The sequence below is a fragment of the Pedobacter polaris genome, assembly GCF_005116505.1.
Classification (GTDB): domain Bacteria; phylum Bacteroidota; class Bacteroidia; order Sphingobacteriales; family Sphingobacteriaceae; genus Pedobacter; species Pedobacter polaris.
The window spans coordinates 795,418-819,757 of sequence record NZ_SWBR01000002.1 but is presented as its reverse complement, the minus strand read 5'-3'; the positions used below and the strand labels follow the sequence as shown (position 1 = coordinate 819,757).

General features: G+C 37.4%; 11 protein-coding genes. 8 read left to right on the top strand and 3 right to left on the bottom strand.

What is annotated here, in order from left to right; genetic code table 11:
* The first annotated feature begins 421 nt into the window (after nt 1-421).
* The 8 genes from FA048_RS09745 (at nt 422) to FA048_RS09710 (ending at nt 17,317) form a co-directional block, all read left to right on the top strand.
* Nucleotides 422-2,653 (top strand): fasciclin domain-containing protein, encoded by a 2,232-nt coding sequence (locus FA048_RS09745; protein WP_136840317.1) that lies wholly within the window; start codon nt 422-424, stop codon nt 2,651-2,653.
* 2 nt (nt 2,654-2,655) lie between these two features.
* On the top strand, nt 2,656-5,928 hold the full coding sequence (locus tag FA048_RS09740; RefSeq protein ID WP_136840315.1) for a SusC/RagA family TonB-linked outer membrane protein: 3,273 nt from the start codon (nt 2,656-2,658) through the stop codon (nt 5,926-5,928).
* 14 nt (nt 5,929-5,942) lie between these two features.
* Entirely contained in the window at nt 5,943-7,412 is a 1,470-nt protein-coding gene (locus tag FA048_RS09735; RefSeq protein ID WP_205943465.1) for a RagB/SusD family nutrient uptake outer membrane protein, read from the top strand.
* A gap of 7 nt (nt 7,413-7,419) precedes the next feature.
* Nucleotides 7,420-9,231, top strand: a complete 1,812-nt coding sequence (locus FA048_RS09730; protein WP_136840311.1) for a fasciclin domain-containing protein — start codon at nt 7,420-7,422, stop codon at nt 9,229-9,231.
* A gap of 32 nt (nt 9,232-9,263) precedes the next feature.
* Nucleotides 9,264-10,703 (top strand): fasciclin domain-containing protein, encoded by a 1,440-nt coding sequence (locus tag FA048_RS09725; RefSeq protein WP_136840309.1) that lies wholly within the window; start codon nt 9,264-9,266, stop codon nt 10,701-10,703.
* A gap of 28 nt (nt 10,704-10,731) precedes the next feature.
* Nucleotides 10,732-13,965, top strand: a complete 3,234-nt coding sequence (locus FA048_RS09720) for a SusC/RagA family TonB-linked outer membrane protein (RefSeq protein ID WP_136840307.1) — start codon at nt 10,732-10,734, stop codon at nt 13,963-13,965.
* Nucleotides 13,966-13,983: 18 nt separating this feature from the next.
* On the top strand, nt 13,984-15,714 hold the full coding sequence (locus FA048_RS09715) for a RagB/SusD family nutrient uptake outer membrane protein (RefSeq protein WP_136840305.1): 1,731 nt from the start codon (nt 13,984-13,986) through the stop codon (nt 15,712-15,714).
* A 349-nt stretch (nt 15,715-16,063) separates the two neighbouring features.
* Nucleotides 16,064-17,317, top strand: a complete 1,254-nt coding sequence (locus tag FA048_RS09710) for a glycoside hydrolase family 28 protein (RefSeq protein WP_136840303.1) — start codon at nt 16,064-16,066, stop codon at nt 17,315-17,317.
* Nucleotides 17,318-17,619: 302 nt separating this feature from the next.
* On the opposite strand, the gene FA048_RS09705 is transcribed toward FA048_RS09710, so the two are convergent.
* From FA048_RS09705 to FA048_RS09695, 3 genes are all read right to left on the bottom strand, one after another.
* Nucleotides 17,620-18,174, bottom strand: coding sequence for a hypothetical protein (locus tag FA048_RS09705; RefSeq protein ID WP_136840301.1), 555 nt, complete (start codon nt 18,172-18,174; stop codon nt 17,620-17,622).
* 534 nt (nt 18,175-18,708) lie between these two features.
* Nucleotides 18,709-20,709 carry a RagB/SusD family nutrient uptake outer membrane protein gene (locus FA048_RS09700; RefSeq protein WP_136840299.1) on the bottom strand — a complete coding sequence of 667 codons (2,001 nt, stop codon included), beginning with the start codon at nt 20,707-20,709 and terminating at the stop codon, nt 18,709-18,711.
* A 101-nt stretch (nt 20,710-20,810) separates the two neighbouring features.
* Complete coding sequence (locus tag FA048_RS09695; RefSeq protein ID WP_169306846.1) at nt 20,811-23,939, bottom strand: SusC/RagA family TonB-linked outer membrane protein; 3,129 nt, start codon at nt 23,937-23,939, stop codon at nt 20,811-20,813.
* Nucleotides 23,940-24,340 lie beyond the last annotated feature (401 nt).

Below are 24,340 nucleotides of genomic sequence, written 5' to 3'. Positions count from 1 at the left end.
ATGATAATATTTTATAGTAAACCGACAGGATAGTACAGGATGGACTTTTAATATTTAACTTTTACATTTAAAAAGTTAACCAAATGAACAAAACCAAAATATAAGCTGCCCTTAAGTATGAAATAATTCACGCTGCATTCTTAATCAAATGGTGAACAATTCGTTATCGATTAAGAAAGCTGAGATTAATTCATTTTTTATTAAGATCCCCAATTTAAAAGACTCGCTTAATATTGTCTTTGTGATTAAATGTAATTGATAAAACCAAAAACACTAACCAAATATAAACTAACGTTGTTATTGCTAAGTATGAAATAAACTCTACTCTACTTCATCATTTATTAAGTTTTCAGTTCTATTTGATTAGAGTGATTTGTATTTCTATGCTTAAGTAATAGCCGTTTTATTTAATAAAATAGCTATGACTAAACTTGTACTAAATTTTATAACTGTCTGTTTGACTTTTATCTTTTTACTGACTGGTTGCAGAAAAAAGGAGTTTGATGAATTCTACGGTAGACCAGAAAACTTGGGAGACCCCATCTATCAACAACTGCAACAAAAAGGAAATTTCACTAAATTTTTAGATTGTATTGATAAATCTGGCTATAAGGAAACCTTAAGCGCTGCGGGTTCATGGACGGTATTTGCACCAACTGATGCTGCTTTTGCAACCTACATGGCAGAAAACAATTTAACTACCATTAGTAATGAGTTGGCATCAGCTATTGTAAGGTATGCAATGACTTATGATGGTGAAAAAATTGAACGTTTAAGTGATAATCTCACCTCAAGAGGTTTCGTGAAAAATACAGGTTTTAGACGTCGTACTGTTTATTATGACTTTGTTTATGATGGTACAGATGCTGATGGGAACCCGATTAAAGTAATCGCGGGAAATCGTAATGGAACTTATCTGTCTACAGATTTTAACAATAAAAACATCCCATACTTTTTGCCTCCATTCATGAGCTTTACGGGCATTTCTGCTGTAGATTATAATTTTTTCTACCCTAATGCAAATTACAATGGCAAAAATGTTGCTGGTGCTCAAATTACTGAACAAGATATTGTAGCAGAAAATGGAGTTATTCATATTATAGATAAAGTTTTAACACCACCATTAAGTATAGATCAATACATCAACACAAAATCACAATATGGTGCTTTTAAATCACTACTTGATAAGTATGTTACGTATAACCTTAATGCAGATATTTCTCATCGCTATCAAGTACTAACTGGCAAAGCAGATAATGTATATGCAAAAAACTACAGCAGTTTACTTGGTTTCTCACCTAACAATGAAAATTTCTTAAAAGAAGATGCCAATGATGCCCAAACAGGTATGTACACCATATTTGCACCAACTGATGCAGCTGTCGAAGCTTATTCAAAGGTATTGCTAAAATATTACGCTAAAAGTGTTTTAAGACCAGGTACGTATAAAGAGCAATTAAATGAGTTATCAGCTATTAGACCAGACATCATTAGAGATTTTATCAACTCTCACATGTATAGAGCAGCTGTATGGCCAACTAAATTCACAACTGTAAATAGTTTTTTAGGAGAGCCAACTAAATTAACTACTGGTAATGTAGTAGATAAACAGTTTTTAAGTAACGGACTATTATACGGTGTGAGTACTGCCCAAAATGCAAACGCTTTCGCTACGGTTTACGGTAAAATCAATTTAGATCCTACCTATAAGATTATGAAACAGGCAATGGACTTTTTAGGCTATACCATTCCTCCTAAAACAGCTTCATTGCGCTATATAATTGTTCCAATTACTGATGCAACTTTAGTGAGCATGGGTATTTCTTATGATCCATTTTTCCCTAAAGCCCCAATACGTGGAGATTTAACAATATTGAGAAGAATATTACAAACCCATATCATCCCGTTAGGAAATCGTGATGTACCGAATTTTGCAGCAAGCTCTGGTATTTTAGAAGCTTCAAACGGAGAATACATCAAATATGCGAATGGTAGAATATCATCTGCAGGTACAGAAGATAACGCAGCTGTGATTGATAAAACAATTGCTATTGATTCTATAACAACAGCGGTGAATGGAGCAGATGTGTATGCTGCTAAAGTATTAATGTATACCGTATTACCAGTAAGTAAGCACATTGAAAAAAATGGAACATTGGCAACCGACCCATATTATGCATTTTGGCAATACTTAAAGGGTAATGTAACCTTATATAATGCTACAACTGGTGCAATAAATGGTGTTTCTGATGGTTCTTTTTATACCATTTTTGTGCCTACCAATGCCGCAGTTCAGGCAGCTGTAACAGCTAACCTGTTGCCTAAATTAGCCAATGGTACACCAAACTTTGCCCCTACAGATGCCGCAGAGATTAGTAAAGTATCCAAGTTCATCCAATACCATATCATTAAAAATACAGTAGCCAATGATGGACAAAAAACAGGTGTATTTGAATCTTTGTTAAAAGATGATTCAGGTGATGCTGCTAAAGTTACCGTTACTGCCAATACCAATGGCCCAAATGTACTTACACTTAGAGATGTTGCCAACAGTACAGTTAATGTGCTATTGGGCCCAACAGACCGAAGCAATGTGCTCTCCAACCGAACAGTTATCCATCAAATTAACACTTATTTAAAATATCAATTTTAACGATGAAGATCTCTATACATAAAAAATATACAAGTGGTATATTCATCTTGCTTTGCTGTTTATTTTTATCAGTAGTTGTTAAAGCCCAAACTCAACCACCTATCACTTCGGTGCGTGGACGCATTATCGATAAAAGAGATAAAGGCCCAATTCCTGGTGCATCTGTAATGTTGGTAGACAAAGATAAAAGGGTAGTTAAAGGGGTTTCTTCAGATTTAAATGGAAACTATGTAATCCCAGTAACTGATAAAAGTTTAAGAATTATGGTTTCTTTTATTGGTTACAATACTACATCACCATTAAATATCGATAAGCCTGTTATTAACTTCCAATTAGAAGAATCATCCAATACAATGGATGAGGTTGTGATTTCATCTCGAGTGAAAACGAGTAATGGCAGTGGAATGCAGATTGACAAACGTGACCAAACTTCGGCATCTGTAACCATAGATGCCAAAGAATTAGAAGACATGCAGGCCGCCTCTATCGATCAAGCTTTACAGGGTAGAATGGCAGGAGTAGACATTACAGCTAGTTCTGGTGATCCAGGTGCACCCATGCAGATCCGTATTCGTGGTACCTCTTCACTTAACGGAGCGGTAGATCCATTGATTGTGGTAGATGGTATGCCGTATGACATTACTGTTCCTTCAGATTTCGATTTTGCTACTTCTGATGAAAATGGCTACGGACAATTGTTAAACATTGCGCCATCAGATATAAAAACAATCACTGTATTAAAAGATGCAGCAGCAACTTCAGTTTGGGGTTCGAGAGCGGCAAATGGAGTATTGGTAATTGATACAAAAAGAGGTTCAATTGGTCCGCCAGCAATCTCATACAATTTTAAAGGTTCTTATTCGGCACAGCCTGGTCCAATCCCAATGTTAGATGGAAATCAATACTCTTCATTGGTATTAGAAGAATTTTACAATGCAGGTCGTCAATTCTCTACCTCAGAGTTTGCCAAACAATTTCAATATGATAAAAATGACCCTTATAACTATTTTAATTACAGCAATAATACCGATTGGCTAAATGCCATTACTAGAAATGGATTTCTGCAAGATCATAACTTATCTATCTCTGGGGGTGGTGAAAAAGCCAAATACCGTGCATCGGTAAATTATTTTGGCCAAAATGGTACTACGGTAGGTACAGGCTTAACCCGTGTTTCTGCTAGGGTAAATTTAGATTATACAGTTTCTAATCGAATTAGGTTCAGCTCAGATATTGCCTATACACATATAGATCAATCAAATGTTTTTAACAGTAGAATTAGGGATGTAGCGTATGCTAAAATGCCTAACCAGAGCTTGTATGAATATGATGAATATGGAAATTTAACGGGCAATTTTTTCAGTCCAGCAGCAACAGCTCAAGGTACGTACTCAGGTACTTACAACCCTTTAGCTATGGCAAAGGCAGCTAGTAATGCTCAATTGGCAGAAAGAATTACACCAAAGTTCAGTTTGTTATATACCATTGTACCTTCTAGACTTGAACTTAGAGGAACTTTTCAGGCCAACATTAGCAATACCAAATCAAAAACTTTCTTGCCTCAAATTGCCACTGGTAGACCTTTTACAGAATCAGTAGTGAATACATCATCAGATTCTGATGGTGATTCATTTACCATGAATACCAATTTAAATTTAAGTTATACACCTGATTTGGGTAAGAAACATAACATTGTCGCATTTTTACGTTTCGATAGCGAAGATACGCGTAGAACAAGTCAGTTTCTATATGCTACTAATTCTGCCTCTTCTTTCTTAACAGATCCTTCAATAGATGGTCGTACCAATACAAATGGTTCTGCTGGTTCATCTGCTAGTCAATACCGTTCAGTTGGTTTATTGGCCAGTGTGCAGTATAAATTGTTAGACCGTTATATCATCAATGGAAGTATAAGGGGAGATGGTAACTCGAGATTTGGATCCAATAACCGTTATGGGCTTTTCCCTTCCATTTCTGGTAGATGGAGAGTTTCTAGTGAAAAATTCATGGAAAAAACTAAAAAATACATTGATGATTTTAGTTTTAGAGCCAGTTATGGACAAAGTGGAAACGTACCTCGTAATGATTACAGCTATTTCAATACTTATCAAAACTATGGCTTTAGCTACATAGACAATGCTGGAGTGTACTCTACCAATATGGAGTTAACCGATTTAAGATGGGAAACCGTAACTCAATCTAACGTAGGGCTTACCTTAAATTTATTTAAATACAGATTAACAGCTGATTTTGATTTGTACCGCAAAAGAACAACAGATTTATTCCAAAATAACTTACAAGTAGCCACCTACAATGGGTATGGAGGAGTAGACATGAATGTAGGTACTTTAGATAACCAAGGTTGGGAGTTGAACTTGTATGGTACGGTAGTGAAAAAGAAAAACCTGAGATGGGATTTGAGCTTTAACATTGCACACAATGAAAATGTAATTAGACAGCTTTCTCCGTTGGTACCTAGAGAGAATAAGGGTAAAGTAACCGATAACAATGTATACAAGGTTTTTGTACAAGAGAATAATCCGTTTGGCTCTTTCTATGGTTTCAAGTTTAAAGGTGTTTACAAAGACAGAGATGCAACTATTGCTGTAGATGAAAGTGGCAACCAAATTATTGGTCCAAATGGCGATAAAATTTACATGCGTTTCGCTTACCCTTCAATTGATTATGTTTTTCAACCTGGTGATGCTATGTACGAAGACATTAACCATGATGGAAATATCGATTACAAAGATATTGTGTATTTAGGTAATGGTAATCCGAAATTAACAGGTGGCTTTGGCTCTTCATGGATTTATAAGGGTAACCTTAAATTATCAGTTAATTTCTCTTTCCGTACTGGAGCAGATATTATTAATGGTACTAAAATTAATACCACCAATATGTATGGATACAACAACCAAAGTACAGCAGTATTACGCCGTTGGAAAAAAGAGGGTGATGTAACAGATATGCCTAGGGCTGTCTACCAAGGTGGATACAATTGGTTAGGTTCTGATAGGTATATTGAAGACGGCTCTTTCTTAAGGTTAAGAACAGTGACTTTAAAATACGATTTTGCAAAGAACTTTATCAAAAGATTGGGCATGAAATCTATAGGTACTTATGTTACTGTAGAAAACATACTCACCTTTACTAAATATACAGGTCAAGATCCAGAGGTGCCGGTTCGCTTAAATGGTTCTAATACCGTAATCGATTATTCTACCACACCCCCAATTAAAACCATCACTTTTGGTTTAACTGCTAACTTTTAATGAGCGTAAAAAAGATGAAAAAGATTATATATAGCATTACTTTATTTACCATACTGGTTTTGGGTACTTCTTGCAATAAATGGCTTGATTTAGAACCTCGTGATGGCATTACAAAACAAGAATTTTGGAAAACAAAAGAAGATGTATTGGCAGCAGTTTCTGGCTGTTATGCTTCTTTACTAGCCTCGCCACCAAATGTGTCTGACAGGTCTTTGTTAGAATACATGTTTGTATTTGGAGAGCTTAGAGCAGATATGGTTAGTCCTGGGCCAAGTATGGTTAATGAGGAGTTTAATATCATTAATGTAAATACAACTCCAGATAATTCCTTTACTAAATGGGCAGCATTTTACCGTACCATTAATTATTGCAATACGGTAATACAAGAGGCACCTGCTGTAAAAAGCACAGACCCAACTTTTACAGACGCGGCATTAAATGCCTATGTAGCCGAAGCATTAACACTAAGGAGTTTAATGTACTTCTATTTAGCGCGTACATTTGGCGCTGTACCTTTAAAGCTAACTGCAACTACCAAAGACACAGATTTATTGGATCTGGCTAAAAGTACACAAGCAGAAGTTTTAAATCAAATTGTTATCGATTTGAAAAAAGCAGAACAAGGTGCCGTAACGAGCTATGGTAATACTAGAACAGATAAAGGACGGGTAACCAAATTTACAGTTAACGCCATATTGGCTGATGTTTACCTATGGATGGAAAAATACCCAGAATGTTTAGCCGAGTGTGAAAAGATCATTTCTTCGCAACGATTTGCTTATGTGGGTGCCAACTCAAACTGGTTCAATACGGTATTTTTTAGAGGTTCGTCTGTAGAGACTATTTTTGAATTTGACCAGACTATTGAAAATCCATTTTATAATTTATTGGTGCGTGCACAAAGACGTTATATCGGTTCTCCATTTTTGGTTTCAGATGTTTTTGTACCAGATGATATTGATCCAGACAACATCTACGACATTAGGGCTGCTTCTTTTTACAATGCTGCTTTTACCATACAAAAGTTTGGGACAGAAAATCCTTCATTTGTAAAATGGCAAGCCTATAGAATTTCTGATATACAATTGATCAAAGCAGAAGCTTTAGCTTTAACAGGAGATGGAGCTGGTGCCTTAGTTATTGTAGACGATTTGCGTACTAGACGTAATGCTGTTGATCCCAATCCAAAGCCTATCATAGACCCAGCTGATAAAGAAGCGGTTTGTGATTACATTTTAGCCGAACGTGCCAGGGAGTTTGCTTTTGAAGGCAAACGCTGGTTTGATTTGTTGCGCCATGCCAAACGCAATAACTACAGCAGAATAGATATTTTATTAGATATGGTATCAAGAACCGTTCAACCAACTTTACAACAATCAGCCATTACCAAATTTAGAGACCCAAATAGCCATTACCTACCAATCTTCCAAGACGACCTATTTGCTGATCCGAAATTAGTTCAAAATCCATTCTACACTAAATAATATTGATATGAAAAAGAAATTAAACATCCACAAGTTAGCCTATTTGGTGATACTTAGTGCAATGGTATTTTTCGTGATTAATGCTTGTAATAAAGAACAATACACGCAAACCACTACAGAAGATGTGAACATTACAGGATACCTAGAAAAAAACCCTGACCAGTTTTCTTTGTTTTTGCAAATATTAGAACGTTCTGGTACCAAAGGATATTTAGGCGCTTACGGTAAATACACCATGTTTACCCCTAACAACACAGCCGTAAATGAATGGTTAAAATCTATCAATAAAACTGGTATAGATCAAATGACTCCAGCCGAGTTAAAAGATGTGGTTCGTTTTCATGTTTTAGCAGATACCATTGCCACTACCAAATTTACAGATGGTAAGCTAGCTCAGATTACTTTATACGGTCAATATTTACAAACAGGTGTTGCATTTAAGGGTGGGGTAAGTAGTTATGTGGTTAATAAAACCACAACTATTCTTCTTTCTAATGTAAGAACAGGAAACGGAATTATCCATGTAATAGACCATGTATTGGTACCAGCTACTAAAACATTAGCACAAAGTATTGAAGCAAATGACCGTTATAAAATCTTTACCGAAGCTTTAAAAGCAACAGGTTTTTATGATTCTTTAAATTACGCACAAACCAATATACCAGATACTACACGTCGCTTTCAAACGGTAATATTAGAATCAGATTCAGCCTTAAAAGCCGCAGGCTTTAATAGTTACACCGAGTTACGTAATAAATTATCCAAAGGTAATCCACGTAGCCATACTGATAGTTTATGGATGTATGTAGCTTATCACATTTCTACAGGCGCCAGTTACACACCTGATATCATTTCATCACCTTCAATTTCCACTTTAGTACCCAGTGAAATTGTAACCACCAAACTAGTGGGTACTAAAATTTTATTAAATGAGGATGAGTTTAATGGTGTAATTGAACCAGGTGTAGAAGTAAATAGAACCTTTAGTAACCAAACGGCTTCAAATGGGGTGCTACACGAATCGAAAAGTTTCTACAAAATTAAACCTCGTGTACCTACTGGCGTTTTCTTTGATATTACAGATCAACCAGAATTGAAAGCGATGGCTGCATGGAGGGTGCCAGGACAGGGTTTCAATTTAATTGCCAATGGCAAATTTATTCCAGCTGGTATAAGGGGAGATAGGATTCCTGGGCAACCTATAACTTATGCAGTATCGTCCTTACCAATTGGTGCTTCAGATGGTAGAAGTTATGCCAACAGAGATGTTATTCAGTTTAACGCCTCAACAAATAATACTGCACGTAACTTTTGGATTGAAATTAGAACGCCAATGCTGGTAAAGGGTAAATACAAGGTATGGATCTGTTATACCCAAAATCAAAATGGTCCGCTTGATCAAATTGGTATTGATGTGGGTACCCCACAAGAACAGTTATTGCCAAACTTGGTAGATTTTACTCAGTCTTTAACTTCTTCTGGAGTGCCTACCGCAAACGCTGCTAGATCAGATGCAGATGGCTTAATGTTAACCAATGGTTTTAAACGTTACATGGCCACCACTATTGAAACTGCAACAGATGGGGTAACAAAAGGTTTACAGCCAGTTTCAGTAAATAACCAATGGTCTGTTATGGTTGGCAAACTTGCAGGTGTTGCGGATATTAAAACAACCGATAGGCATTGGCTACGCCTTACCGCATTAAGGGGTAACCAAACTGCAAATATGAATATTGATATGATTCATTTTATTCCTATTGATGATGACCAAAATTATCCAAGGTTTCATCCAACTGGCGCAATATTCAAACGTCCATAAAAGCAACGAAATAGTAACCAAACTATAAAAAGATGATGATGAAAAAAAGATATTTAATCTATATATCCTTGCTAAGCTTAAGTACTTTATTGTACTCTTGTAAGGACAATTGGGAGGTACACAATGAGGTAGAGAACGTAGACAATACGGTTAACCTATCACAAAAATTGGCGACAGAGGCAAACTTAAGTGTATTTAATGGTTATGTGAAAAGTACAGGTTATGATATAATCTTGGCTAATTCTCAAAACTATACCGTTTGGGCACCAACTAATGCAGCTTTAGCAGGCCTAGACCCTGCTATTGTTTCAGATCAGACAAAGCTTAAAGATTTTGTAGCCAATCACATTGCTTTAACAGCCTATCCAGTATCAAATAAACCAGATACAATTAGGGTGAAATTGTTAAACAATAAATATGCAAACTTGGTAGCTAATCAGTTTGAAGAAGCAACAATTGCTGGCGGAGGGAAATTTGTTAAAAATGGCGTATTGCATACCATAGACCAAGCCTTGGTAACCAAAGCAAATGTATGGGATTACATGCTAGCCAGTACAGATGCACCTTTGCAAAGAGACTATATTAAAAATCTATCTACAATGGTAATTGATACGGCCAATGCTACCATTATTGGTTACAATACCAATGGCAATCCAATTTTTGCGCCTAACCCGCCTTTAATTGCACGCAATACCTATTGGGTAAATGTGGCAGATTTAAGAGACGAAAGCAAAGAGTACACCTACTTTATGTTGCAAGACAATGCATTTACTAGCGAAAGCGCCAAATTAAGCACCTATTATCCAAGTACAGATCCTAATTTTAATGCTTCATTCTATTTAGCTAAAGATTTAACCATTAAAGGCGTGTACAAACAAAACCAGCTACCAGATACTTTAGTATCTGTAAGGGGAGTTAAAGTGCCCATTAACAAAGCCAATATTGTAAAATCTTACAAAGCCAGTAATGGAATAGTTTATGTATTGAATGCCTTGCCTTTTAGGTTAAAAGACAAAGTACCTCAATTTAAAATAGAAGGCGAAAAACCACTATTTTTTAGTGCTTCACGCACAGTTTTATACCGAACAAAAGTTGATAATTTAGGGGTTCCTTTCAATGATATAGAGGTTTACAATCATGGGGTAGCAGAATTTGCAGCATTTTATGCCAAAACAAATTTACCAGTAGTTAAATACAAAGTGTATGCAAGGGCAGTTTCGGGTTTACCCGGAGATTCTCAGGTAGCTGCTTTTACACAGCGTTACTTCTTTTATAACCCTAGCTCTTTGGCCTATACTTTATTTTACACACATGCCATTACCCCACTTATCTATACCGAAACTTATTGCGGAGAATACACCCCCGCACAATTTGGTAATTTGCAGTTTAGGCTAACTGCGGCAAATAGTACTGGCCAAAATGTAAGTACATTGATATTGGACTACTTGCGTTTCGAACCTGTTTTACCTTAACCTAAATCTAGCTTTCAAAGAAAATACTATGTATAATTTTACAAAAATAAAAAGAGCTTGCTTGTTGCTGGTATGCTTATTCACCACTAGCCTGGCCGTAAAGGCTCAAGAAGTAGATACTGCAAAAACCTATACAGATACTACAACGGTTAAGGTAAACCTAAAAACAGTTAAGGGCGAGAAAGTAACCGGAACAGTAATTGATGGCAATACCAATAAACCATTGGTGGGCATTAACATCAGTGTTACTGGTTTTAGTGCCGCCATTACAGATGATAAGGGTAATTTTACCATCACCGTTCCAGATTTTAACTCGAGCATCCAAATTTCTGCCAATGGGTTTCAAACCAAAGTGGTACCTGTGTATAAAGGCAAACCGGTGCGTACTAAAATTTATCCCATTTCTTATACCTCTGTTTACAATGAGGTAGTAACTCCATCTGGTGTAGTATCACAAGCTAGAACAGTTCCTGCCATTAACAACATAAATATGCAGGGCAATTGGGCCAACAACTCAGAATCTGCAGGTAGCTATATGCAAGGTAGGGCTGCAGGGGTAAGGGTAACCAGAAGATCGGGTACACCTGGTATTGGAGCTGATATTTTTATTAGGGGCTTTAACTCTTTATATGGTTCTAACCAGCCTTTATATGTGGTTGATGGAATGGTTTTCGACGCGAATTCTTATGGGCTTTCTTTAACCAAGGGTCACGTTAATAATCCATTGCAATTTATAGACTTGAGGGATATAGAAAATATAAGTATTGTAAAAGATGCTACGGCAACTGCGGCTTATGGAGTAAAAGCAGCCAATGGCATTGTGCTCATTACCACCAATAGGGCTCGTGATTTGGCTACCAATATCGATTTTTCTGCCTATAGCGGTTTTAACTTTAAACCTAAACAATTGCCGGTAATGAATGCAGCAGATTACCGCATCTATTTGTCTGATGTGTTAAAAAGTCAAGGTTTAAGCAATGCTACCATTGCAGCTTTGCCTTACATGAATGACAATACTGCAAATCCTGATTATTACAAATACCATAATGATACCGATTGGCAAAAACAAGTGCTGAGGAATAGTTTCGACCAGAATTACTTTTTAAAGGTTACAGGTGGCGATAATATTGCCAAATATGCTTTGTCTGCAGCTTATGCCAGAGATAAAGGGGTAATAGACAGTACCGATAATTTAAAATACAGCACCAGGTTTAACAGTGATTTAAATTTAACTAAAAAGCTACAGGGCAATACCAGTTTGGCTTTTACCTATAGCGAACAAAGTTTAAAAGACCAGAGCATTTCGCCAGCCACCAATCCTTTATTCTTATCATTGATCAAATCGCCATTTATGGCTAAAAATGATGTGAGCAGTTCAGGGGCAGTTTCGCCAAACTTGGCAGATTATGATACCTTACAAATAAGTAATCCAAGGTCTTTAATAGAGAAAGGTTTGAACCAAAAAAAGGCTTACCGTTTTGTAGGGAACATTAATTTCGATTATACCTTTAACAAAACTTTCAAGTTATCTAACTTAACAGGGGTTACGTATGATAAATACCAAGAAACCTTATTTATCCCAAGAAAAGGAGTAACCAATGATACCCTTTCTAATTTTGTGGCCGATAGTAGATTAGGTTCACAAGTAGGTCGATTTTTTAATGTGTTTAACGATTTAAGGCTAACCTTCGACAAGAAATTTGGCAAATACAGTAAAGTGCATACCATTGCAGGTTTCCGCTATTCAGAATCAGATGCCGAACAAGATTTTGCCTTGGGCTTTAATTCGGCAACAGACCAGTTGATTGGGATTGCCAATAGCAATGCGACCATTAGAACTTTTGGTGGCGACATAGGTAGGTGGCGTACGTTGAATAATTATTTAATAGCCAATTACAGTTATGCCGATAAATACCTGCTTAACTTCGCTATGGCAGTAGATGGTTCTTCGAGATTTGGAGCCAAAGATGGCCAAGGCTTTTTAAACTTTGATGATGGCTTAAGAATCAATGGTAATCGATTTGCAGTGTTACCCGCTATCGGTGCCGCTTGGGTTATCTCTTCAGAACCTTTTATGCGCAACTTAAATAGGGTAGACCTATTGAAAATAAGAATGAGCTATGGTTTAACAGGTAATGATGATGTAGGCAATTATACTGCCCGTAAATACTATACCTCACAAAATATATTGGGTATTAGAGGTTTGGTAACTGGTAATTTTGCCAATCCGAATTTACAATGGGAAACCGTGCGCAAATTTAATGCGGGTATAGATGGTTCATTTTTTAGCGAACGTTTAAGCATCAGTGTAGATGCCTTTATTAATAGCACTAAAGATATGCTTACTTACCAATTGGTGAATTCTATTGCAGGTACCGCCTCTTTTTTAGGTAACAATGGTGGCATGAGAACCAAAGGGCTAGACTTAACTATCAATGGAAGAATCTTAAACAACAACCTGAAATGGGATGCTGGTTTTACCTTAGGTACTTCTAGTAATACCATTACTGCCTTGCCCGATGGAAATGACGTGATTACTACTTATGCTGGTGGCACTTACCTTACTTCGGTAGGTAAATCTGCCAATCAATTTTTTGGGCACCGTAGCAATGGTGTTTATGCTACAGATGCAGAAGCTGCGGCTTCGGGCTTAATGGTAAAGAATGAATTGGGAACGCTACTTCCTTTTACTGGAGGAGATGTGAGGTTTATAGATACCAACGGGGATAAAATTATTGATGATGCAGATCGCACAGTAATTGGCAATCCAAATCCGTCTTTTTATGGCAGCATTACCAGTACGTTTACCTATAAAAACTGGAGTTTGGATGCCTTGGTTAACTTTGTAAGCAACAATGATATTTATAACTATACCAGAGCACAATTAGAATCGAGCAGCAACTATTACAACCAAACTTTAGCAGTAAACAACAGGTGGAGAGGGAATGGCCAAATTACCAATACCCCAAAAGCAACGTATGGCGACCCTATGGGCAATGCCCGTTTCTCTGATCGTTGGATAGAAGACGGCTCTTTCTTGCGCTTGCGTACCGTTAGTATAACTTATAATGTGCCTTTAAAGCTCAAAGCAATTAAATACGCAAAAATTTATGCTACTGGTAATAATTTATTTACCCTTAGCAATTACTTGGGCTACGATCCAGAATTTAGCAATACAGGCAGTTTATTTACACAGGGTGTAGATACTACACTTGAGCCGCAATTTAGGTCGGTACAATTGGGAATTAGGGTTGGATTATAATTTTAGAAGAAATTAATCATGAAGATGAATTTAAATAAAAAAGTGGCTACCCTATTGGTATTGGGAATGGTAGCTGGTGGATCTTGGTCTTGCAAAAAAATGCTCGACGTACCCATAGAAAATAACTTAGATTATAGCAATGCCTATAAAAATGTGAGTGATGCTGATGCAGCAGTGCTGGGTATTTATGGTCAGTTTCAAGAATTGCAAAAAATCTACATCTTGCAAAACGAGCTGCGTGCAGATTTATTAGACGTAACCGCAAATTCTACTATAGATTTGCAAGACCTGTCTAACCATAATACAGCTAAAACAAACCCATACATAGATCCTAGACCTTATTACAAATTAATTGTAAACTGTAATGATGTACTCAAAAATTTCGATAAAATGAAGGCGGAATTTAAGATGAGTGTAGACGATTACAATAAACACTATTCTGATATTGGTGCCTTAAGAAGCTGGATTTATTTGCAATTGGGCATTCAATATGGCAGTGTGCCCTACATTACTGATGCATTAGAAACGGTAGATGATTTAAAAGGTTTGGCTAATTACCCTAAAATCTCTTTTGATGCGCTGCTAGACAAATTGATTGCCTTTACTGAAAGTTTGCCTTACAAAGAAGTATACGCTTATACTGCTGGTAACCCAATATTGGCAACGGTTGATGGCAATTCTACTGCAAGATTTTTCATTACCAAGCCTTTTTTATTGGGCGATTTGTATTTGTGGAAAGGAAATTATTTTAAGGCTGCTGAAAATTATTCGAAATGCATGAAAGCAGAGGATAACAATGCCAATGATAACTTTAGATTCAATTTCTACAAAATCAATACCTTTGTTGATGCTGTTTATGCCAATTTAGGGGTGCAGTTCTCTAGGTGGCAAGATCCAAGCTCATTGGTTAATAGTCCTGATGTGGGCTGGCGTGCTATTTTTGGTTTGCCAACCACCTTAACGTCTTGGAATACAGAATGGTTTTGGGCATTGCCTTACAATCCGGCTTTTAAGCCTGGTAACCCCATGATAGACTTGGTTTCACCAACCAGAAGCTACCAGATTAGACCTTCACAAGCCATTAAAGATTACTGGAATAGCCAAATGCATGCTAGTGGAATTCCTGCTGATGCTAGGGGCCGGCTTTCTTATAGCACCACACTGGGTGGCGATATGATTACCAAGTTTACAGACAATGGGGGCAAATGGGGTATTTACCGTGCTGCCTTGTTACATTTGCGCTTTGCCGAAGCGGCCAATAGAGATGGACAAAGCAAATTGGGCTGGGCATTTTTAAATATAGGCTTAACCAATACCTATTATGTAGGTACTTATACGGCAGGTGCCATCGCGCCAGTTAACGAAGCGGAACAGAATACCATGATCACTCCTTATCCAGCAACTTCACCTTATTATTTTGATGCAAGAAAAACAGCAGATCTTTCTGGTACCTGGTACCGTAATTCGGGCATTAGGGGCAGGGCAGGCTTGGTAGCACATCCAGTTGCCTTACAAACGGATATGATAGGCCTAGAAGACAAACTGATTGATGAGGCTGCTTTAGAATTGGCTTTTGAAGGTAACCGTTGGCCAGATTTGGTACGGATAGCCCGCAGGCAAAATAACCCTGCCTTTTTAGCAGACCGTGTTTACCAAAAATTACTAAAAGCGGGTAACCCCAACGCAGCTAGCGTAAGGGCGAAATTAATGAACCCCGCCAACTGGTATTTACCCTTTGATTGGAAATAACATTACTTAAATAACCGTTCTCTTTAATTGCCCTGAGCTTGCCTCGGGCAATTTTTTTTTTTAAACCTGAGAATGTAGAAAAAATAATTTATTCTTCATACTGCTCCAATCTGGAGAGTTGATCCCGATTCATCGGTAGGTGGGAGAGGAAAAAGATAAATGAACAAACTACCCCCTAGATTCCCCCGTCAGCGGGGGACACAAGATGCCAGTAGCAATTCTAATAATTAATACTGCTTTACTTGTGTTATGCTGTTTTTTTACTGTGGAGGGTTTTGGGGGAGGAAGCTAATTGCAAAATTATATTATACCTGAAAAAATAAGATATTTACCCCTTATTATCAATACAATGAAAAAACTAAGCCTGTTATGCTATTTAATTTGTATTTCTTTTTGTGCGAATGCACAAGAATATAACCTTGCTAATTTTGGAATAAAAGCTGATAGTAGCCTTATACAAACCAAAACCATACAAAAGGTAATTGATAAAGCAGCAGCCAAAGGAGGTGGTACCATAGTCATTCCAAAGGGTACCTACTTAACGGGTGCCTTATTTTTTAAGCAAAAAACGAAACTGCGTTTACAGGAAGGAGCAGTTTTAAAAGGATCAGACGATATTGTCAATTATCCTTTTATTCCCTCAAGAATGGAAGGGAGAAGCCAGAAATACTTTGCCGCCTTAATTAATGCTTACCAAGTAGATCAGTTTAGCATTACGGGCCCAGGTACCATTAATGGCAATGGCCTAAAGTTTTGGAAAACTTTTTGGGCACACCGTGACTCTTTAAGAAAGATAGGTAAAGAAAGTACCAATTTAGAAGTAAGCAGGCCACGCTTGATTTTGATATGGGGCAGTAACCAAGTAAAAATACAAAACGTGAAACTGCGTAACGCTGGTTTTTGGACAACACATTTGTACCAGTGTAATGACGTGTTGATTGAAAATACAGATATCAGTTCGCCATACCAACCCGTGCCCGCCCCAAGTACAGATGGGATAGACTTAGATGTTTGTAAAAAGGTAACCATACGCAATTGTTATATTTCGGTAAATGATGATGCCATAGCCATTAAAGGTGGTAAAGGACCAACTGCACATGTATTGCCCGAAAATGGGAGGGTAGAAGATGTTTTAATAGAGAATTGCACTTTTGGTAATTCGCATGCCGTACTAACCCTAGGGAGCGAATGCATTTATGCCACTAACATTGTGATGAGAAATTGCATTATGGAGAACAACTGCCCAATTTTAAACCTGAAGATGAGGGGAGATACTTTTCAAATTTACGAGAACATTACGATTGAAAATATCACTGGTAAATGTGGTTCTATCATTAGTTTAAATCCCTGGAAACAGTTTTTTGACTTAGCAGGTAGTACCGAAAAGCCATTTGGAACCATCAGAAATATAACCTTTGCTAACATTAAAGTAGAAAGTACCCAGTTTGGGATAATGAATGGCAATCCGTTAGATGTGTTGTCTAATGTTACGTTTAAGAACATGGAGGTAACTACCAAAAACCCTGTGCTTAAAAATAAGTACGATGATGTTAAAATAGAAAACGTAATGGTAAATGGTGCACCATTGGTGATGAAGAAATAGTTATTCTTTACTAGCTGTATACTGTCCTTTGGATATAGTGGAGGAAAAGGTAAATGAATACCCCCTAGATTACTCCGCCAGCGGGAGACAGGGTGCAATAGCAATTTTCATAATTACGGTTGCTTTGCTTGAAAATGCTTTCCCTTTGGAGGGTTTATCCTGATTTATTGGGAGGGTTGGGGGAGGAATTAGACCAAATCTCTTTGACAATTATACTAGAGATTTGTAGAATCAATTAGGCGCAAGCATTTGCTTGCGCCTAATTGATGTATTCGTTTTAATAAATTGCGTTTTAATAAGATTTATTTCGCTTTGATATGAGCGGCTACAGCTTCACTTTCTAATTGGTCATTACCAAAATCAAAGGCAGCTAAGCTAAATTGAGCTTCAAAGGCTTCTAGTAGGTTACATTTTGGTGAAGTAGGTTTAATTACGTACATCACATATAAACCCCCGCCGGCATTAGGACAAGTTAAACACACTGTTACATTGCTACAGGTTTGGTTAGCTGCCAATTGCCATTCTGCAAGATGTGCACTAACATAGGCTTCTATCTCATCCCAACATGGTTCGCTTGGATTTAATGGTCCAGGTCCTTCACCTTTTATAGGAATAAATACATTGTTAGCTGTCGCAACTTTTTTAAGGTATACAGGCCCTTCTTTGGCTGTTAACGCTGCTTTAAGTTCTGCTTTAGTGCCAATGAGTATGGCATTTTCTGAACCTCTAGCTGTGGCAGCTTGTAGCCCAACAGAAAATCTATCTTCTTTTTTTACTTCTACTTCATTTTTTTTACATGCAAAAAGGGTAACCAATGCAATGCTTAATAGGCCGATAATTTGAATAAACTTTTTCATAACTGTTTTTTTAAGGTTAATAATTGGTTGTTTTTATTGATATCAACTCCTGATGAAAAATGTTACCCCTTCTTTTTAATTTTTTTTATAAGCTAGTGACAATAACATTTCGAGAGGCTCAATGTGACATAACTCTGTAGTGGAACTTACATACAAATCATGTGAGTCTGAGCTTGTCGAAGACTCTTAGTTTAGCCCTTCGACAGGCACAATGTGACATAGCTCTGTAGTAGAACTTACATACAAATCATGTCAGTCTGAGCTTGTCGAAGACTCTTTAGTTTAGCCCTTCGACAGGCAGGGTTACAACCAATCATACAACGAGTTCTTATCAATCGTCATTGCGAGAAGGCACGACGAAGCAATCTCCTTGCTTGCAATACTATTGTTACTTTTTATTTAGAACAAGCCCTTCGACAGGCTCAGGATGACATGCTCTTTCTAAAGGCCCATGATGAAAATATTATTTATAAGCCATAAAAAAAGAGCAATTAACATAACGTTAATTGCTCTTTTTTATGAATATTAAATTGCTTACCAATTAGGGTTTTGCATGGCCTGTTTCTGCTCGGATGTTAATGGTGCCCCACCACTTTTAATTACATCTAAAAACGTTTGCGGAATTGGGCGTAAATAATGTTTACTTTCAACAGGTTTAGCCTCTAAGTTAAAAGCAGCTGTTCTTGCTACCAATGTTTTGGTACGGGCAAGATCTTCCCATCTCATCAATTCGCCCATTAACTCTCTAGAACGCTCATTTAAAATGAAGGCAGTAAACTTATCTGCTTGCGAGGTAGCCCCAATTTTATCATAAAATTCTTTGTTGGTATTAAATATATCAGCTTCGCCATTTAAATGCATAGCGGCTAAGGTATTTACTGTACTCACCGGAATGTTATTCGATTCGAAATAGCTATTCTTGTCTGAATAAGAGGGAAGTGCAGTAGCATTTGTTGCAGGATTGGTTTTATAAGCAATGCCACCATCTACATAACTTTCTCTATTTTCTCCATCTTTGTAAGCTGCACGGTCTCTTACCTTGTTAAGGTAGGTAATGGCTTGTGCAAATCTACCCAACCTGCCATTTGCTTCTGCAGCAATAAGATGAGTTTCGGCTAAGCGGGCCAATATGCCATCTCGTTGGCCAAACTGAGAACCTACTATATTTCTAGATCCATCCATAAATTTAGATAAGGCCACAAATTGACTAACCCCATAGTTGCCATGTGCGTTGAGGTAACTTTGTGGTTGCCCAGCAAAATACCGCACCAACAGGTTAGACTTACGTCTACCAATATCTGTTGGTAAAGGATTGGTTGCATTAACATCTGCTGCGGTGTATCTGGTATCTCCGGCATTGTTTACAATGTATAAAATGGCTTCTTCACCACCAACAAATTTAAATTGTCCAACTTGCCCAGGTGTAGGCGCTGTTGCGGCAGTCCATTTTGGTGCGGTACCCGGGTTATTACAAACGTAACGGGTTTTAAAGCTTTTCCAGAACCTAGAATCGTTCACACGGTCAAATACATCCAGTGCATAATCTGTAGACCTCATGCGCTGAAATTCACGCCCTCCGGGAAGATCACGTATCATGCCTGGTAGAACTTGGTAAATAGATGGGTAATACAAATGAATTTGATTGCCATACCTACCTTTGGTAGTCTCGTTATTAGAAAACTGAGCAGCTAAAATTACTTCTTTGTTGGTTTCGTTAGGCCCATCAACTGTTGTAAAGTTCCATAAATCGCTGAAATTTGTGGCGAGCGTATGGCTTCCACTATTGATTACTAAGTCTGCGTATTTTATGGCATTCTCTAAATCATCAGTTTTAGTGGCGCCGTTCCAATCGTTGTTAATTTCACTGGCACGAAACAGGTAAACTTTGGCTAAAAAGTGTGCAGCTGCCCATTTGGTAATTCTGCCAGTTTCTGCTGGAGCTGCTGGAAGCAAATTATAAGCTTGGATAAAATCTTGGATCACTTGTTCATAAACCTCTTTGGCAGAGTTTCTGGTAAACTCTTCTTGGATAGTTTCAGAAGGGTCAAGTTTAATGGGAACGCCGCCAAACTGTTTCACGAGTTTAAAATAATCAAAGGCACGCATAAAATAACCTTCGCCTAAACGAGTATTTTTATTTGTTCCCTCATAAAATAACGGAACATTTTTAATTACAATATTTGCAGAATTGATGTTGCCGTACATATTGTCCCAAACGGTAGCAATATCTCCAGATCTAGCATTGAAATTGCCATCGTAAGAGTTAAACATTTGTTCTGTTCTATCGCCACCAACGGTAAACTCGTCTACACCATAATTGGTAGTAGTATAAGCCCAAGTGTAGTTAAAATGAAACCTTAAACTTTGGTACATGCCAATAACCAATCCATCTAAACCCAGCGTTGTTTTAAACTCTGAGGTATTGTGAGAATTGATTACTTCTTCATCTAAGAAGCTCTTTTTACAGGAAGTTGGGAGGATCATTAATCCACTTAGCATTGCCAACCCTGTTAATGTATTTATTATCTTTTTCATCCTTTTATATATTATGTAATTGTGATGAAGCTATCATGATTTTATTCAGCTACGTGTGAATTTGAAATAATGATGGTTTCATGTTCATTTTTCTTTTTTGGTTAAAAGCTAGCGTTAATTCCAAATACCACACCTCTGTTAAAAGCAGAAACACCCAAATCTGGATCTATCCACTTGATATTAGAATAAATTAAACCAGGATTGATGGCTTGTGCATATACCCTCAATCTAGATAAGGTCATTTTTTTAACCAAGTTTGCTGGCAGGTTATAACCTAAGGATATGTTCCTGATTTTAATAAAAGAAGCATCCTGATAGTTTAATGAACTTACGTATTGGTCTCCGCTTGCATTGCCATAATTTGGTGCAGGGTAATCATTAGTAGGGTTTGTAGGTGTCCAATAATCTACCACACGCTGCGCATAACGGCCCTGAAGAGACTCGGCTCCAGTTTGGATTAAGAAGTTGTAACGGGCAATGATAAATATAGATAGGTCGAAGTTTTTATAACCAAAAGTATTGGTTAAGCCTCCGGTCCAACTTGGGTTATAATGGCCTAATACCTTAAGGTCATAATTGGCATCAATTTTATAATCGCCATTTAAATCCTTAATCTTAATACTTCCAGGTTTAAATTGGCTGTTTACACTAATAATATTTGCGTTAAACTTATCCATTTCAATTTTGTCTTCGGGTGTATTTTGCCAAATTCCCTCTTTTACAAAATCATAAGCCACGCCGTTTCTTTGCCCTATAAAGAAGCGATCGGCTACCATATCTCCATTGTCTAGCTTAACAATTTCGTCTTTACTCATAGAGAAATTTAGCGTTGACTCCCAAGTAAAGTCTTTGGTTTTGATGTTAACTGAATTTACAGTAAGGTCTAGCCCTTTATTTTTGGTAGAGGCCACATTGTCGAAAGATTTTGTATAACCATTAATAGAGGAAATAGATTTTAACAATATAAGATCATTGGTTCTAGATTTGTATAGGTCAAGCGATCCGCTTATTCTTCCTTTAAATAAATCAAAGTCTAAGCCCAGGTTATATTGTGTAGTTTTTTCCCAGCTTAATAGTTTGTTGGGCAAGGTAATGGGGTTGGCCAAAGAGGCGTCTGAAGAAACATATCCAGTTTGCGCAGAGCTACCGAACGTATAAGTTAGCGGCTGTAAAATACCAAGGGTGCTGCCAATTTGTACGGCAGAATTACCTGTACTACCCACACCAAACCTTAATTTAAGTTGATCTACCCACTTGATGTTTTTCATGAAATCTTCTTGTTCCAAGCGCCATGCCAGGGCTACAGAGGGGTAAAAATCCCATTTGTTGCCAGCAGCTAATTGAGAGGCTCCATCCCATCTGGCAGATGCGGTGAGCAAATATTTACTGTTGAAACTGTAATTTACCCTACCCATGTAAGATACCAACGCAGATTTGTCTAAATCACTATTAAAGCCATCTAGTCCTGTAATTACTCCGTTATTTAACCCGTACCAAAGCGATTGTGGTAAAGACAATTTGCTGCCGCTCAATGCTGATGATTCATCTCTAAAAGCGGATGAACTCTGTAATAAGGTTACGCCAAAATTGTGTTTGTTGATGGTTTTATCATAATACAACAAGTGATCTAGGGTATAGGCAAATCTGGTGCTCTGATCTAAATTGGCCAAATTATTAATAGAACCTACGATACCTGCATCACGATTTACAGATTTGGCATCCTGGTATCTTCCATTATAGAAATGTGAAAAATCAGGGCCAAAATTAATCCGGTATCTTAATCCCTCAATAAGTTTTACCTCTGCGAAAATAGATCCAATGGTTCTTAGGGTTTTGCGAAGATTGATATTGTAATCTGCCTCAAGAACCGGATTTTGAATGTTGATATCTCCACCAGGAAGGTTTATTCTATTGCCTGAGGCATCAAAAGGAATTGCCAATGGTAGCATTCCGCGAGCGGCAGCGTAGATGTAGGGAGCCCCAGATGCACTTGCGGCTACAAAACCATAGTTCTGTAAACCATAATTGGCCGTTAAGTTAGCGCCCATTTTAAACCATTTTACCGGATTAATTTCAACACTTAACTTACCACTATATCTTTCAAAATCTTGTCCTAATTGTGTGCCTTCTTGGTTTAAGTAACCGAAAGATCCGTAAGCCTTGATTTTATCGGTACCCCCGCTCACACTCAAAACATGATCATGGGTGAGCCCGGTTCTGGTAACCAAATCTCCCCAATCTGTAGTAGGGATTAAACTACCGTCATAAACCCCATTTTGCCAACCTAATGCAAGATTTGCAAGTACGTTGGGATCTCCTGCGAAGATTTTTTGGTCGGCAGCAAGTGTAGCTACATCTGGGTATTTTCTGGTGTCTGTAGCAGCCAGTGCCCTGAAGGCATTTCTTCTAAATTCAACATATTGTGCCGAATTCATCATTTCCATGCGGTCTTCTAATTGTTCTATAGTAGAAGTACCTACGTAATCTAAGGTTACTCGTCCTACTTTGCCTCTTTTAGTCGTTACTAAAACTACACCGTTTGCACCACGAGACCCATAGATTGCCGTAGCAGAGGCGTCTTTTAAAATGTCGATGCTTTCAATGTCATTTGGATTGATAGCTTCGATACCACCAGCTTGTAATGGAATTCCATCAACAACATATAAAGGAGAGTTGCTTGCCGCAAGCGATCTCACCCCACGAATTAAGATGCTTCCCATTTGACCTGGGCGTTCGTTTGAGGTAATATCTACACCTGCTGCTTTACCTTGTATGGCCTGCAAGGCGTTGGTTACTGGTCTAGATCTAATTTCTTCTGCACCAATGCTCACTACGGCTCCAGTTAAGTCACTTTTCTTAACGGTATTGTAGCCTACAATTACAACTGCATCTAAGTCGCTAACAGTACTTTTTAAAGTAATTGGAATATTTACACGGCCATTAACTATCACCTCTTGTGTGGCAAACCCGATGTAGGTAATAATAAGGGTGGGGTTTACTGTTCCACTTGGAATGGTAATGGAAAATGCTCCATTGCCATCAGTAGTAGTAGTTAAGGTTGTGTTTTTTAGCTTAACACCAACACCAGGCAGTGTTTCACCTTTTTCATCACTAATAGTTCCTTTAACAGTTATGTCAAGTTTTTTAACTAATGGATTAACATTTTTAAAACGGATAGCTGCATTTGCTGGACTATCCAATAGAAATAAGGAAAGCGCAGCAATTCCCATAATCAGAGTTTTGCTGCTGTTTGCGTGTCGCCTATGAAACGACTTTGGATGTAAATAAAAATACATGGTTTTATTTATTTGGTTAGAAATAATTGATTACTTGTTGAATGATAGCTTATGCTGAGGCTATTATTTATGGGTTTTAAGTTGGATTAGTTTTGTTTATAATTTTATTAGTGTCTGATTTGAAATTAACTGAGAGTTTTAACTTGAAGCAACCGATTGCATTATTTAAGCTGTGGATAAGGTTTAAATTTTTATGCTACATAGAATAAGACTAAAAATTAAGTTACTGCTGAAGCAGTTTTTTTAAGAGAATTGGTTAGATAAATGAAAATTATAACATTTGTTTTATTATTCCATCCTGTACTGTACCGTAAGGTGAGGACATTTATGGATGA

Excerpts from the sequence above, each read along its gene's own strand:
- FA048_RS09745 (WP_136840317.1), top strand. The coding sequence starts at position 422 with ATGACTAAACTTGTACTAAATTTTATAACTGTCTGTTTGACTTTTATC.
- FA048_RS09740 (WP_136840315.1), top strand. The coding sequence starts at position 2,656 with ATGAAGATCTCTATACATAAAAAATATACAAGTGGTATATTCATCTTG.
- FA048_RS09735 (WP_205943465.1), top strand. The coding sequence starts at position 5,943 with ATGAAAAAGATTATATATAGCATTACTTTATTTACCATACTGGTTTTG.
- FA048_RS09730 (WP_136840311.1), top strand. The coding sequence starts at position 7,420 with ATGAAAAAGAAATTAAACATCCACAAGTTAGCCTATTTGGTGATACTT.
- FA048_RS09725 (WP_136840309.1), top strand. The coding sequence starts at position 9,264 with ATGATGATGAAAAAAAGATATTTAATCTATATATCCTTGCTAAGCTTA.
- FA048_RS09720 (WP_136840307.1), top strand. The coding sequence starts at position 10,732 with ATGTATAATTTTACAAAAATAAAAAGAGCTTGCTTGTTGCTGGTATGC.
- FA048_RS09715 (WP_136840305.1), top strand. The coding sequence starts at position 13,984 with ATGAAGATGAATTTAAATAAAAAAGTGGCTACCCTATTGGTATTGGGA.
- FA048_RS09710 (WP_136840303.1), top strand. The coding sequence starts at position 16,064 with ATGAAAAAACTAAGCCTGTTATGCTATTTAATTTGTATTTCTTTTTGT.
- FA048_RS09705 (WP_136840301.1), bottom strand. The coding sequence starts at position 18,174 with ATGAAAAAGTTTATTCAAATTATCGGCCTATTAAGCATTGCATTGGTT.
- FA048_RS09700 (WP_136840299.1), bottom strand. The coding sequence starts at position 20,709 with ATGAAAAAGATAATAAATACATTAACAGGGTTGGCAATGCTAAGTGGA.
- FA048_RS09695 (WP_169306846.1), bottom strand. The coding sequence starts at position 23,939 with ATGGGAATTGCTGCGCTTTCCTTATTTCTATTGGATAGTCCAGCAAAT.